Origin of the sequence: Dyella sp. C11 (assembly GCF_003121485.1) — a bacterium.
GTDB lineage: Bacteria > Pseudomonadota > Gammaproteobacteria > Xanthomonadales > Rhodanobacteraceae > Dyella.
In genome coordinates this window covers 100,372-114,495 of the sequence record NZ_QAVX01000008.1, presented here as the reverse complement: position 1 = coordinate 114,495, position 14,124 = coordinate 100,372, and the positions used below count along the sequence as shown (strand labels likewise).

The following is a 14,124-nucleotide window of genomic DNA, read 5'->3' as shown; positions in this document are numbered from 1 at the left end:
CAACCTGTGGGGAAAGCGTCTTGAAGATCAATGCCATCACTTGCGCGGTGCTAGCCGCGCTTGCGGTCACTCGCGTGTCCTATGCCGACGATGCGGCGCCGGCAGCACCGGCTCCGGCAGCGCAGGCCTCGACGGTGTCCACGCTGGGCGCCATCACGGTCACGGCGCAGCACACCAACGAAGACATGCAGGACGTACCGATCACCATGCAAGCCTTCACGGGCAACACGTTGCAGCAGCTGAACGTGAGCTCGTTCGACGACCTGATCAAGTACCTGCCCAACGTGACGTTCGCCGAGAACGGCCCGGGCCAGGGCAACATCTACATGCGTGGCCTGAGCACGGGCTTCCTGGGCAACCAGTCGAGCGCGTCGATTGCGCCGTTCCCGAACGTGGCCGTCTACCTCGACGACCAGTCGATGCAGTTCCCGGCGCGCAACATGGACATCTACATGGTGGACATGGAACGCGTGGAAGTGCTGGAAGGCCCGCAGGGCACGCTGTTCGGCGGTGGCGCGCAGGCCGGCGCCGTGCGCTACATCACCAACAAGCCGAACCTGGACAAGGTGGGCGGCAACGTGGAGGCCAGCACCGGCGTCACCGCCGGTGGCGGTCCGAACAATTCGGCCAACGCCGTGCTCAACCTGCCGATCATCCCCGGCACGTTCGCCCTGCGCGGCGTGATCTACAACGATCACCGCGGTGGCTACATCGACAACGTGCCGAGCACGTTCACGCGCAGCAACAACGATGGCGGCAACTTCTACGCCAACATCAAGCCCACTGGCGGCCTGTGCCCCAATGGCCAGCCCACCAGCACCGGCTACTGCGCGGTGCCGGGCAGCCCGGTCGCCAACAACCACGCCGCTGCCCGCAGCGACTGGAACCCGGTCGATTACCAGGGCGCGCGCATTTCCGGCCTCTACAAGTTCAACGACGACTGGGATGTGCTGATCGCGCAGAGCTACCAGGAGATGGATGCGGAAGGGCAGTCGTCCACCTATCCCATCGGTTCGGACGGCCAGACGCTGCAGCCGCTGCAGACCACCGCCTTCGTGCCGGCCTGGGACAAGGATCGCTACTCGAACACCGCGTGGACGGTGAACGGCAAGATCGGCGACATCTCCATGGTCTACACCGGCGGCTATACCGACCGCCACATCAGCGAACAGCAGGACTACACCAACTACTCGCGTGCCGCGGGTGGCTGGTACTACAGCTGCACCGGCGGCACGGGCCTGGGCGCCGGCACCACGCCGCGCTGCTATTCGCCCATCGGCTACTGGAACGACCAGGTCAAGAGCACGCACCAGAGCCACGAGCTGCGCTTCAGCACGCCGGACGACAGCCGCCTGCGCGCCATCGGCGGTTTGTACTTCGAGGACTTCAAGATCCTCGACGACATGAACTTCAACTACAAGACCATCCCCTCCTGTACGCCGGCCAACCTCGCCAGCGCGCTGGCCGGTGGCGCGCCGTGCGTGGCGAACGTGGTGCCGTATCCGGGCACGGCGCAGATGGACCCGGGCCAGCGCAGCGACAGCACGGCGTTCGGTGAAGACGAGCAGCGCGGCTATCGCCAGGTGGCGGCGTTCGGTTCGGTGTCGTACGACATCATTGCCGACGTGCTCACGGCCACCGCCGGCACGCGCTACTACCACTACTCCGAATACCAGCGTGGCTCGCAGTACGGCACGGGCTCCAACTGCGTGAATGTACCCAACGGCGAGTGCAAGGGTGGCGACGCCACCAGCATGACGGCCGAAGGCCTCAACGGCTCGTACCACGGCTTCAAGAGCCGCGCGAACCTGGTGTGGCACATCTCGCCTGATGCGATGGTGTACTACACGTTCTCGCAGGGTTTCCGCCCTGGCGCGTACAACCGCACCACCAAGGCCGTGGCCGTCGGACCCGATGGCGCGCAGTACAAGAAGCCGCTCAGCTACGCGCCCGACTCGCTCACCAACAACGAAATCGGCTTCAAGACCGAGTTCTTCGACAACCACCTGCTGCTCAACGGCTCGCTGTACCACATGCAGTGGAACAACGTGCAGATGCAGTTCTTCAACCCGCTGGTGCTGGGCAACACCACCTTCGGCGTGAACGGCCCCAACTACAAGGTGGACGGCGTGGAGCTGCAGTTCGACGCCCGCATCACCGACGGCTTCTCGCTGATGGGTTCGGGTTCGTTCAACCGCTCCAAGCAGACCAACTCGCCGTGCCTGGTGGGCAACATCCCGGGCACGCCGTCGTATGGCGCGTGCATTACGGAAGTGGTCATCGCCGGCCAGGGCCTGCAGCCGTTCGCCAATCCGTTCGGCGAAGCGGGCAGCACGCCGGCCTTCTCGCCGCGTTCGCAGTTCAACCTGCGTGCCCGTTACGACTGGTCGTTCAACGGCGGCTACAAGGCGTTCGCGATGGCCGGCGCCAGCCACATGGGTTCCATGTACAACCAGCCGGCCACCTACCCCAGCGGCGAAGGCGTGGTGTATCCCACCACGGTGGACCTGCGCTACCTGCAGGAAGCCTACACCACGTATGACGCCTCGCTGGGTATCGCCAAGGACGCCTGGGACCTGTCGCTCTATGGCACCAACCTGAGCAACAGCCACGCCAGCGTGTTCACCTCGTCGGCGGAGTTCATCAAGTCGGAAGTGCCGCTTCGTCCGCGCGTGGTGGGCATCAAGTTCGGCTACAAGTTCTGACATCTGCCCGTCGCAGATCGGTCGTTAGCATGGGGTGGGCGTTAAGCCCACCCCATCTTGTTGGCACGCGGTGGGCGTTAAGCCCACCCCATCTTGTTGGCACGGTGTGGGCGCGAGCCCTCCCTCTCTTCATTTTGCAGATCCGCCATGAATGCCGCTCTCAACGAACCCGCCGTGATGTCCGTGGAACAGCAGGTTGCCCACTTGCGGCTGTTGCAAAGGGATGGAAAGCACGGCGAGGTTCTGCCGTTGGCGGCGGCGCTCTCACGCGATGTGCCGGAAAACCGCGATGTGCTGTACCTCATCGCACGAAGCCAGCGACACCTGGGCCAGATCAGCGAAGCACTGGAAACCTTGGCGATACTGGAACGCCATCACCCCGCTTTCAGCCGCCTGCACGAAGAACGCGGCCACTGCCACGTGGTACGGCGTGACGCCCCTCAGGCCATCGATGCCTTGCTGCGCGCGGTGAACATCAACCCCGCGCTCCCTTCCAGCTGGAACCTGCTGGAAGGTCTTTACCGCATGGGTGGCGACAGCGCGAATGCGCAGATGGCCGCCGACCATGTCGCCACGCTCAAGCGCCTTGCACCCGAGGTGGTGCAGGCCACCAGCCTGTTGAGCGACGGCGACCTGGTGCAGGCGGAACACGTCATTCGCGGCCATTTGCAGCGCGCGGGCAACGACGTCGAAGGCATGCGCCTGCTTGCACGCGTCGCCGTGGCGCGTGACGTGCTGGACGACGCGGACATCCTGCTGGCAGCCGTGCTCCAGCTCGCGCCCGATCATCACGCCGCCCGTTTCGACCATGCCAAGGTGTTGTTCGATCGCCACAAGTACAAGGAAGCGCGCGAGCAGATGGAGCGACTGCTGGCCATCGACCCGCAGCATCCCGACTACCGCGCGTTGTACGCGAGTGCCTGCGTGGGGCTGGGTGAACATGACCGTGCCATCGATCTGTATCGAGATCTTCTGCGCGACGTGCCTCACGCGGCCGACCTGCACCTTTCGCTCGCGCACTCGCTGAAGACGCAAGGTCGCCAGGGCGAATCCATCGACGCCTACCGTGCCGCCGTCGCTGCCCGCCCCGATTTCGGCGATGCGTACTGGAGCATGGCGAACCTCAAGACCTATCGGTTCACCAACGAGGAAATCGCCGGCATGCTCGCGCACGAAGCGATGCCCGCCACCTCACTGGTCGATCGCTATCACCTCAACTTTGCATTGGGCAAAGCGTTCGAAGATCGCGGCGACTACGCCGGCTCGTGGCGCCATTACGCCGGAGGCAACGCGCTCAAGCGCGAGGAAAGCCGTTACCGGCCCGAGATCATCGAAACCAACACGCGCCTGCAGATCGAGACCTGCACCCGAGAGTTTTTTGCCGAACGCGCCGATGCGGGTGATCCGCGCCCGGACCCCATCTTCATCGTGGGCCTGCCACGTTCGGGCTCCACGCTGCTCGAACAGATCCTGGCCTCGCATCCGCTGGTGGACGGCACGCAGGAACTGGCCGACATTCCGCGCATCGTGCTCGAACTGCAGGGTCGCGAACCCAACCTTGACGATCCACGCTATCCGCGCATCCTCACCCAGATGGCGACCGAGGATTTCCGCGCCCTGGGCGAGCGTTACCTGCGCGACACCCACAGCTTCCGCGGCACGGCGCCGTATTTCATCGACAAGATGCCCAACAATTTCCGGCATCTTGGCTTGATCCACCTGATGTTTCCCAACGCGAAGATCATCGACGCACGGCGCGAGCCCATGGCGTGCTGTTTCAGCAACCTCAAGCAGCTTTTTGCGTCGGGCCAGGAGTTCACGTACAGCATCGAGGACATTGCGCGTTACTACCGCACCTATCTCGATGTGATGGAACACTGGGATCGCGTACTGCCGGGCCGCATCCTGCGCGTGCATCACGAAGACGTGGTGGATGACCTGGAAGGCAATGTGCGGCGCATCCTGGATTTCTGTGGGTTGCCGTTCGACGCCGCCTGCCTGGCGTTCCACGAAACGCGCCGAAGCGTGCGCACGGCCAGCTCCGAACAGGTGCGGCAGCCGATCTTCCGCGACGGTATCGACCAGTGGACGCATTACGCGATGCACCTGGCACCGCTGCGCGAACAGCTGGGTGATGCGCTGGTGCGTTACCGCACGAACCACTGATCATCGGTACGGCTCAAGCAACGCGGCCAGCACGCGCGCGGCTTCATCCATGCGCGTGGCGGGCGTGCCGCCAAGACCGAACACGAGTCCGTTGGGTCTATCCGCACCGATGGCATAGCCGTCCAGCGCTTCGATGCGCATGTCCTTGGCCGCAGCTTCTTCGACCAGCCGGCTGGCAGCAACCGACAGGCGAAGACGCACGGCAAGATGCAGGCCGGCATCGGAAGCCACGGGCTGCAAAGCCTCCCCTGCGTGGCGCGACAAGCCTTCCAGCAGCGCGTCGCGACGCTCCGCATAGATGCGTCGCATCTTGCGCACGTGTCGTGCGAGATGTCCTTCGGCGATGAACAACGCCAGCGTGTCCTGCGCCAGCAAGTCGCTGTGCCGGTCGCCCAGCTCGCGCACGCGGCTCAGTGCCGGCATCGCCCAGACGGGCGCGACCAGATAGCCCAGCCGTAACGCGGGAAACAGGCTCTTGGAAAAAGTGCCGACATAGAACACCGAACCGTCGCGATCCAGCGTCTGCAGTGCATCGAGCGGACGGCCGCCGTAGCGAAACTCGCCGTCGTAGTCGTCTTCGATGATCACCGCACCGTGCTCGCGCGCAAACGCGAGCAGCGCGACGCGACGCGCGTGCGACATCGCCATGCCGGCGGGAAACTGATGCGAGGGTGTCGTGTAGATGCGGCCCGGCCTGACCAGGATGCGTGCCAGCAGATCGAAAGCCTGTTGCGCACCACCCGTGACCATGATGTCGGAAGCGCTGCAGATGACCGCACGCGTGAACGACACGTGCCCCGCAATGGCCTCGCGCAACGCGTCGCGCCCCGCCACCGGCTCGTAGGCCAGCGGCACACGCGTGAATGCTCGCAGCGCGCGGGCGGACAGTTTTCGCCATGCCTCGAACGGGAAGCGCGAGGCGTCGGGCAGCCCTACGCGGAAGTCGTAGCGTGCGGGTGGCAATGCGATCACGGGGGATGGCGACGTGGCATCACGCCATCGCGGTTGCAACCGCATGTCGCCGCCAGCCACGGTCCTGGGTGTGCCTGGCGTGGTCGGGCCGGCGTGCGCCACGACGTACCCCGCCCCCTGGCGGGACACCACGTACCCTTCACTGAGCAGCAGGTCGTATGCCGCCACGACGGTGTTGCGCGAGATGCCCAGCGACGTGGCCAGCATGCGGGTGGAAGGCAACGTCACACCGTTGCGCAGCCGTCCGTCAAGAATCGCGGCCCGCAATTGCCCATGCAGGGCCTGCAACCGGCCGCGCAGGGGAATATTCAACGGGAAGGCCAGCGGTTGGTCCATCACGGTGTCCGAGCCGGTCAACTGGTACTGAAGAATTCCCATGATCTGGTTCTTTTTCAAGACCAGTGAGCACCGCACACTACACCCATCACCCCGGAGAACCGCCATGATCGAGCTGTATTTCGCCGCCACGCCGAACGGACTGAAGCTCAAGCTGTTCCTCGAAGAAGCCGGCCTGCCCTACTTCATCACCCCGGTGGCCCTGAGCAAGGGCGAGCAGTTCAAGCCGGCGTTCCTGGCGGTGTCGCCGAACAACAAGATCCCGGCCATCGTGGACCACGCGCCGGCCGGCGGCGGTGCGCCGTTACCGGTGTTCGAATCGGGCGCGATCATGCTTTACCTCGCCGAGAAGATCGGCCGCCTCATCCCCAAGGACACCACCGCACGGGTGGAAGCGCTGGAATGGCTGTTCTGGCAGGTGGCGGGGCTGGGCCCGATGGCCGGGCAGGCCGGGCATTTCCTGGTGTATGCGCCGGAGAAGGTGCCCTACGCCATCGAACGCTACACGCACGAAGTGGCACGTCTGTATGGCGTGCTCGATCGCCGGCTGGCGGGGCGCGAGTTCATCGCGGGGGAGTTTTCCATCGCGGACATCGCCTGCTATCCGTGGATCGTTCCGCACGAGGCGCACGGCCAGAACCTTGCCGATTTCCCGAACCTGGAACGCTGGTTCATCGCCATCTCGCAGCGGCCCGCCACGATCAAGACCTATGAAGGCGTGGAGAACGCCTACCAGCCCAAGCAGCCGCTTTCCGACGAGGAACGCCGGGTGTTGTTTGGCCAGAACACGAAATCGAAAGAGTGAAGTCTGCTGACAGGTTCTGACACTATGGGCGGCTAGCCTTCCATATCGACAGCCACCTCCTGCTTCCGTCATTCCGGCGCAGGCAGGGATCCAGGACCTTTTCGAGTGCCCTCATCGCACCAAGAGCAAAGTCACTGGATTCCTGCCTACGCAGGAATGACGGGCAAAAGCCAAGAACAAACGCCATGAAAACCTCCGACATCACCGCATTGCTGTTGCTGGGAGCCATCTGGGGCGCCTCGGTCCTGTTCATGCGCATGGGTGCGGATGAGTTCGGCGGCATGGCGCTGGCGGGCATGCGTGCCATTGGCGCGGCGATCTGCTCGATCCCGTTGCTGACGCGCGCGCGACTGACGGAGATGCGCACGCATTGGCGCGATATCGCCATCGTCGGCATCGCCAATTCGGCGCTGCCCTTCGTGCTGTTCTCCTTCGCGGCGAAGACCCTGCCGGCGGGTGTCTCGGCCATTTCCGATGCCATCGCGCCGCTGCTGGTGGCGCTGTCGGGCTGGATGCTGCTGGGCGAGAAGCTGAGCGCCACGCAGGCCAGTGGCCTGGTGGTCGGTTTCACCGGCGTAGTGTGGCTGGTGGCCGGCACGGTGGGTTTCAGCGGCGGTGCGCATGCGGCGGGCTGGGCCATGGCCGCTTGCCTGGGCGCCAACATCTGCTACGCCTTCGGTGCCCACTACAGCCATCGCCGCCTGCGCAGTGGCGTCACGCCGCTCAGCGTCGCCACCGGCAGCCAGCTGGCCGCCGCGGTGCTGTTGCTGCCTTTCACGGTCTGGATGTGGCCCACGCACACGCCGGGCTGGACGTCGTGGCTGGCCGTGCTCGGCCTGGCCGCCCTGTGCACCTCGCTCGCCTACGTGCTGTTCTATGGCCTGATGGCCCGCGTGGGTCCTTCGCGCAGCATGGTGGTGATGTTCCTTATCCCGGTCTTCGGGGTGCTGTGGGGCCTGGGGTTCCTGCATGAACCGGCGACGCTGGCGAGGGCGGGCGGATGCATCGTGCTCCTGTTCGGCGTGGCACTCACCACGGGCCTGCTGCGCATGCGTAACCGCAACGCGGCCTTGGGCGAAGTCATTACCGAACAGCCTTGAATCCGCGCGTCTCCCCTGGAATCGGCCCCGGATCGTCAAGCTGAGCGATAATCCCGGTTCACCCGCGCCTTGGCGTGGGTTTCTCCTTGCTGGAGCCGAAATGCGTCTGATCCATCCCGGCCGTGTGGCCGCACGTTTCCTCACCCTGCTCTGCCTGTTCCTGGGCGCGCTTCCCGCGATGGCGCAGGACGATCTCGACGGCCTGCTGCCGGTTACCGAGGCCTACAAGCTCACCGCCGATGCCTCCACGCCCGGCGTGGTGAAGCTGCACTGGACCATCGCGCCTGATTACTACCTCTATCGCGGCCGCATGAAGTTCAAGGCCGGCGACGGGGTGACGCTGGGCGACGCGCAGCTGCCGGATGGCGAGAAGCACCACGACGAATACCTGGGCGATGTGGAGACGTACCACCACAGCATCGACGCCACCGTTCCCTACACCGTGGCCGCAGGTACGACCGAGCTGAAGCTCAGCGTGCAGTACCAGGGCTGCCACGAAGTGACGCCCAAGATCTGCTATCCACCGCATACCGAGCAGCTGTCGCTGCCGATGCCGGCCGGCGCTGGCGGCGCATCCGCCGGCAACGGCGATTCGCTGGGCGCCGCGCTGGGCAAGCTGGGCTCCAACCGCAGCAGCGACGGCGCCGCGCTGCCGGCCGAGCAGGCGTTCAAGCTCGAAGCCCTCGCCAAGGACCGTCAGCACCTGCTGCTGCGCTGGACCATGCCCAAGGGCTACTACCTCTACAAGGACCAGACCGCGCTGAAGCTCAACGGCGCCGATGGCCTGTCGCTGGCCCAGCCCGAGTGGCCGGCCGGCGTGGAACACGACGATGCGCACTTCGGCAAGACCACCGTCTACTTCGACCAGGTGGAACTGCCGGTGGCCATCCAGGGCGACACCACGGGCCGCAGCAGCGTGAACCTGGAGGCCAGCTTCCAGGGCTGCCAGGACAACGGCCTGTGCTACCCGCTGATGACGCGTGCGCTCACCATTGACTTGGCCAGTGCGGCGCCGACCAGTGGTTCGGCCGCCGAACCCGCGCCGGAAATGCCACCGGCCAACCTCGGCCAGGGCCCGCTGGAAGTGAGCCTGCTCACCGCACTGCTGCTGGCCTTGGGCGGCGGCCTGGTGTTGAACCTGATGCCCTGCGTGCTGCCGGTGCTTTCCATCAAGGCCATCGGCCTGCTGGAAAGTGGCGAGAGCCACGCCAAGGCGCGTTCGCATGCGCTCTTCTATACGGCCGGCGTGCTGAGCACGTTTGCGCTTATCGGCATCGCCATCGTCGCACTGCGCTCGGCCGGCCATGCGCTGGGCTGGGGCGCGCAGCTGCAGCAGCCGGTGGTGGTGGGCGTGCTGGCCTGCGTGATGCTGGCGGTGGGCCTTTCCATGTCGGGCGTGGTGCAGTTCGGCACCTCGCTGGGCAACGTCGGCTCGGGTCTCGCTTCGCGTTCGGGCCACGCCGGTGATTTCTTCACCGGCGTGCTGGCTGTCGCCGTCGCCAGCCCGTGCACCGCGCCGTTCATGGGCAGCGCGCTGGCTTATGCCTTCGCCGCGCCGATGATCAATGCGCTGCTGGTGTTCCTGATGCTGGGCATTGGCCTGGCGCTGCCGTTCCTGCTGGTGGGCTTCATACCGGCGCTGGCCCGTCGCCTGCCGCGCCCGGGTGCGTGGATGGAAACGCTCAAGCAGGTGCTGGCCTTCCCGATGTACCTCACCGCCGTGTGGCTGGTGTGGGTGCTGGCGCACCAGCGTGGCGCCGATGCCGTGGGCCTGGTGCTGGTGGCCGCCGTGCTGCTGGCCGCCACGCTGTGGTGGTTCGAGCGCAGCCGCTCGCGGGGCGCGGTGAGCCGCGTGTTCGTGGTGCTGCTGGCCGCGCTCACCATCGTGCCGCTCTATTACCTGTCGAAGGTGCAGGCGCCAACGCAGGCCGTGCTGGCCACGGATGGCGTGGTGGCCTATTCGCCGGAGAAGCTCGCCGAATTGCGCAAGGCCGGCACGCCGGTGTTCGTGGACATGACGGCCGACTGGTGCGTCACCTGCAAGGCCAACGAACACGCCGTGCTCGACACCGATGCCTTCCGCGAGCTGCTCAAGAAGACCGGTGCCGTCTACATGAAAGGCGACTGGACCGACGTGAACCCGACCATTTCCGAGTTCCTGCAGCAGTACCACTCGCCGGGCGTGCCGCTCTACGTGGTGTTCCCGAAGGATGGCGGCGACGGCCAGAAGCTGCCAACCGTGCTCACATCTTCCCTGGTGGAAGATGCCCTGACCAAGGCGGCCGGCACGCAGGTTGCGCGCAACCCATGATGAGCCGCAGCAACTGGATCATCCTCGGCGCCGCCGTACTCGCCGCTGCCGGTGGCGGCTGGCTGCAACACGCCAGCCAGCGCGCCCGCGTGCCGGCTGGCCTGCAGATCGCGGAAAAGGGCGACATCGTCCCCGATCTGGCCCTGGCCGGACTGGACGGCAAGGAACATCGCCTGTCGGACTACCGGGGCCGGCGGGTGCTGCTCAATTTCTGGGCGAGCTGGTGCGGGCCCTGCCTCAAGGAAATGCCCTCGCTGGTGCAGGCGCAGGCCAACGTCGGCGAACACGCCGGCAACGCCGGGCCCCTCATCGTCGGCGTGGCGATGGACGACCCGGCCCAGGTTCGGGCCTTCCGGGCGGCGCACCCGGTGAACTACCCGATCCTGCTGGGTAGCCTGGACAGCCCCAGTACCTCGCTTCGGCTGGGGAACGTCGGCGAAGTGCTGCCATACAGCGTGCTTCTGGACGAGAACGGCCGCGTCGTGTTCAGCCGTCGCGGCGTGCTGGATGCCGATGACCTGAAGGCCTGGTCGTCGCCAGCCGCGCCCTGATGCGGTTTGCGCCGCCATACGTCGGCGCACGGTTAACGCGTAACTTCTCCTTCAAACATCGCCGAACTGCGTCGAACTGGACAACATCCGCCAGGGCGCGCACACTCCGCGCCGGACGCCGGCCCCTGCCGGCCCAATCCAGGTAGCAGCGTGGCGAAGATCCTGGTCCTCAACGGACCCAATCTCAATCTGCTGGGCACACGCGAGCCGGACGTCTACGGCCGCGACACGCTGGCCGACATCGACGCCCTCCTCGCGCAGCGCGCGCAGGCCGTGGGCCACACGCTGGAGGCGTTCCAGTCGAACGCCGAGCACGCGCTGATCGACCGCATCCACCAGGCACGCCTGGACGGCACGGCCATCATCCTGATCAATCCGGGCGCCTTCACCCACACCAGCATCGCCCTGCGCGACGCGCTGGCAGGCGTGGCGATCCCGTTCATCGAGCTGCACCTGTCGAACGTGCACGCCCGCGAGGCGTTCCGCCGGCATTCGTACCTCTCGGACATCGCGACAGGCGTGATCTGCGGCTTCGGCGCAGACAGCTACCGTCTGGCATTGGATGCCGCCTTGACCCGGCTGGACCGCGCTGGCGCGTCCGCCTCCTGAATTCCGGGCCTGTGCCCACATATTTCCATTTCGGTCGCCGTGGCGACCCCAACGAAAAGGTTTGAAACATGGACCTGCGCAAGATCAAGAAGCTCATCGACCTGCTCGAGGAATCCAACCTCGCGGAACTTGAGATCAAGGAAGGCGAAGAAGTCGTTCGCCTGTCGCGCGTGCCCAAGGGTACCGTCACCGTTGCGCAGCCGATGGCCGTGCAGGCCGCTCCGGTCGCCGCCGCTCCGGTGGCTGCCGCTGCCGCCCCCGCTGAAGCTGCTCCGGCCGAATCCGCGCTGCCGCCGGGCCATGTGGTGAAGGCGCCGATGGTCGGCACCTTCTACGCCTCGGCCAGCCCGGGCGCTGCCGCGTTCGTCAAGGTCGGCCAGCAGGTCAAGGCCGGCGAGACGCTGGGCATCATCGAAGCGATGAAGATGTTCAACCAGATCGAGGCCGACGTAGCCGGCACCGTGAAGGCCATCCTGCTCGAGAACGGCCAGCCGGTGGAATTCGACCAGCCGATGTTCGTGATCGGCTAAAGGCCGACTCCCATGCCCATGCTAGAAAAAGTCGTCATTGCCAACCGTGGTGAGATCGCGCTGCGCGTGCTGCGCGCCTGCCACAGCCTTGGCATTAAAACCGTGGCGGTGCACTCCACCGCCGACCGCAACCTCAAGCACGTCGGCCTGGCCGACGAGGCGATCTGCATCGGCCCTGCGCCGTCGGTCGACAGCTACCTCAATATCCCGCGCATCATCGCCGCGGCGGAAATCACCGACGCCCAGGCCATCCACCCGGGTTACGGCTTCCTCTCCGAGCGCGCCGACTTCGCCGAACAGGTGGAGCAGTCGGGCTTCATCTTCATCGGCCCGACCGCGGACGTGATCCGCCTGATGGGCGACAAGGTGGAAGCCATTCGCGCCATGAAGGCTGCCGGCGTGCCGTGCGTGCCGGGTTCGGGTGGTCCGCTCGGCGACAACGTCGAGGAAAACATCCGCATTGCGCGTGACATCGGCTACCCGGTGATCATCAAGGCCGCCGGTGGCGGTGGTGGTCGCGGCATGCGCGTGGTGCGCACCGAGGCGCATCTGGGCAACGCCATCACCATGACCAAGCAGGAAGCGAAATCCGCTTTCGGCAACGATCAGGTGTACATGGAGAAGTTCCTGGAAAATCCGCGCCACGTGGAAATCCAGGTGCTGGCCGATGGCCAGGGCAACGCCATCCATCTCGGCGAGCGCGACTGCTCCATGCAGCGCCGTCACCAGAAGGTGGTGGAAGAAGCGCCCGCGCCGGGCATCACGCCGGAACTGCGCGAGCAGATCGGCAAGGTCTGCGTGGACGCGTGCATCCGCATCGGCTATCGCGGTGCCGGCACCTTCGAATTCCTGTTCGAAGACGGCCGCTTCTACTTCATCGAGATGAACACCCGCATCCAGGTGGAGCATCCGGTAACCGAGCTGATCACCGGCATCGACCTTGTGCGCGAGCAGTTGCTGATCGCCGGCGGCGAGAAGCTCTCGATCAAGCAGTCGGACATCAAGATCAACGGCCACGCCATCGAGTGCCGCATCAACGCGGAAGATCCCGATTCCTTCCTGCCTTCGCCGGGTACGGTGAAGCGCTTCGAGGCGCCGGGTGGCCCGGGCGTGCGCGTGGACACGCACCTGTACGACGGCTACCGCATTCCGCCGAACTACGACTCGATGATCGGCAAGCTGATCGTGCACGGCCCGGATCGCGAAACCGCCATTGCGCGCATGCGCCTGGCACTCGCCGAAACGGTGATCGAAGGCGTGAAGTGCAACATTCCGCTGCAGCAGCGCATCATGGCCGACGCCGGCTTCCAGCATGGTGGACAGAACATCCACTACCTGGAAAAGCGCATGGCCGAGCAGAAGGAAAAGGCCGCCCACGGCGGCTGATGCATACACCGGCGAGTCGCCACGCGGCTCGCCGGTTTGCTTTTGACGATGTCCGACCTGATCACACTTGAAGAAGCCATCGACGCCATCACCGCGGCGTTCGACGAAGGCGACGGCTGGGATCGCTACAGCTGGGTCTATATCCGTGGCCGGATCACCGAGCCATCGTGCCGGCTGTATCTCTCGCATGTGGCCGACGAAGACGATGCATTGATCGCCGACCATGGCGAAGCGTTGCCCGAGTTTGCCGCGCAGCACGACCTGCGCCATTTCCTGGAAGCGGCGGATTTCGCCGAAGTGGTGTTCGTGCAGCGGCGGCGCCATCCCACCTCGACGCTGGAACACTTCGCCCGCGCGCTCGACCATTACCGCAAGCACGACAGTTTCCTCGGCGTGCCGATCGAGACGCCGTAAGCAGGCTGGCTGCCGCCCCGCAGACACTGTGGGAGCGCACCCTGTGCGCGACATTTGCCCGACCCTCCGCGATCAGAAACAGGTTGTCGCACCTGGATCGACAACACGCGACAACCACGTCATGAGTCCGGCTGACAGGCCGCGGTCGCGCACAGGGTGCGCTCCCACATCATTCGCTGGCGTGCGCGTCCGCACACACACCCCACATCGGCGACAATACCAACCTGATTCCGCAGGAC

11 protein-coding genes are annotated in these 14,124 nt (G+C 65.5%); 10 read left to right on the top strand and 1 reads right to left on the bottom strand.

The window, feature by feature from the left end; translation table 11 throughout:
- Positions 1 to 20: 20 nt before the first annotated feature.
- Complete coding sequence (locus DK366_RS09865) at positions 21 to 2,705, top strand: TonB-dependent receptor (protein WP_109125377.1); 2,685 nt, start codon at positions 21 to 23, stop codon at positions 2,703 to 2,705.
- A 147-nt stretch (positions 2,706 to 2,852) separates the two neighbouring features.
- Positions 2,853 to 4,871 (top strand): tetratricopeptide repeat-containing sulfotransferase family protein, encoded by a 2,019-nt coding sequence (locus DK366_RS09860; RefSeq protein ID WP_232820994.1) that lies wholly within the window; start codon positions 2,853 to 2,855, stop codon positions 4,869 to 4,871.
- On the opposite strand, the gene DK366_RS09855 is transcribed toward DK366_RS09860, so the two are convergent.
- On the bottom strand, positions 4,872 to 6,221 hold the full coding sequence (locus DK366_RS09855) for a PLP-dependent aminotransferase family protein (RefSeq protein WP_232820993.1): 1,350 nt from the start codon (positions 6,219 to 6,221) through the stop codon (positions 4,872 to 4,874).
- A 64-nt stretch (positions 6,222 to 6,285) separates the two neighbouring features.
- Here DK366_RS09855 and DK366_RS09850 point away from each other — a divergent pair, with 64 nt between their 5' ends.
- The 8 genes from DK366_RS09850 (at position 6,286) to DK366_RS09815 (ending at position 13,885) form a co-directional block, all read left to right on the top strand.
- Positions 6,286 to 6,984 carry a glutathione binding-like protein gene (locus DK366_RS09850; protein ID WP_109125376.1) on the top strand — a complete coding sequence of 233 codons (699 nt, stop codon included), beginning with the start codon at positions 6,286 to 6,288 and terminating at the stop codon, positions 6,982 to 6,984.
- A gap of 185 nt (positions 6,985 to 7,169) precedes the next feature.
- Entirely contained in the window at positions 7,170 to 8,084 is a 915-nt protein-coding gene (locus DK366_RS09845) for a DMT family transporter (protein WP_109125375.1), read from the top strand.
- Positions 8,085 to 8,184: 100 nt separating this feature from the next.
- Positions 8,185 to 10,395: a protein-disulfide reductase DsbD gene (locus DK366_RS09840; RefSeq protein WP_109125374.1), complete on the top strand. Its 2,211-nt coding sequence runs from the start codon at positions 8,185 to 8,187 to the stop codon at positions 10,393 to 10,395.
- Positions 10,392 to 10,946, top strand: a complete 555-nt coding sequence (locus DK366_RS09835) for a TlpA disulfide reductase family protein (protein ID WP_109125373.1) — start codon at positions 10,392 to 10,394, stop codon at positions 10,944 to 10,946. Before DK366_RS09840 ends, DK366_RS09835 begins: the two co-directional genes overlap by 4 nt.
- A gap of 150 nt (positions 10,947 to 11,096) precedes the next feature.
- Positions 11,097 to 11,555, top strand: a complete 459-nt coding sequence (gene aroQ / locus DK366_RS09830) for a type II 3-dehydroquinate dehydratase (RefSeq protein ID WP_109125372.1) — start codon at positions 11,097 to 11,099, stop codon at positions 11,553 to 11,555.
- A 68-nt stretch (positions 11,556 to 11,623) separates the two neighbouring features.
- On the top strand, positions 11,624 to 12,085 hold the full coding sequence (gene accB, locus DK366_RS09825) for an acetyl-CoA carboxylase biotin carboxyl carrier protein (protein ID WP_109125371.1): 462 nt from the start codon (positions 11,624 to 11,626) through the stop codon (positions 12,083 to 12,085).
- A gap of 18 nt (positions 12,086 to 12,103) precedes the next feature.
- Positions 12,104 to 13,471: an acetyl-CoA carboxylase biotin carboxylase subunit gene (gene accC / locus DK366_RS09820; RefSeq protein ID WP_109125431.1), complete on the top strand. Its 1,368-nt coding sequence runs from the start codon at positions 12,104 to 12,106 to the stop codon at positions 13,469 to 13,471.
- A gap of 48 nt (positions 13,472 to 13,519) precedes the next feature.
- On the top strand, positions 13,520 to 13,885 hold the full coding sequence (locus tag DK366_RS09815) for a hypothetical protein (protein WP_109125370.1): 366 nt from the start codon (positions 13,520 to 13,522) through the stop codon (positions 13,883 to 13,885).
- The last annotated feature ends 239 nt before the right edge of the window (positions 13,886 to 14,124 follow it).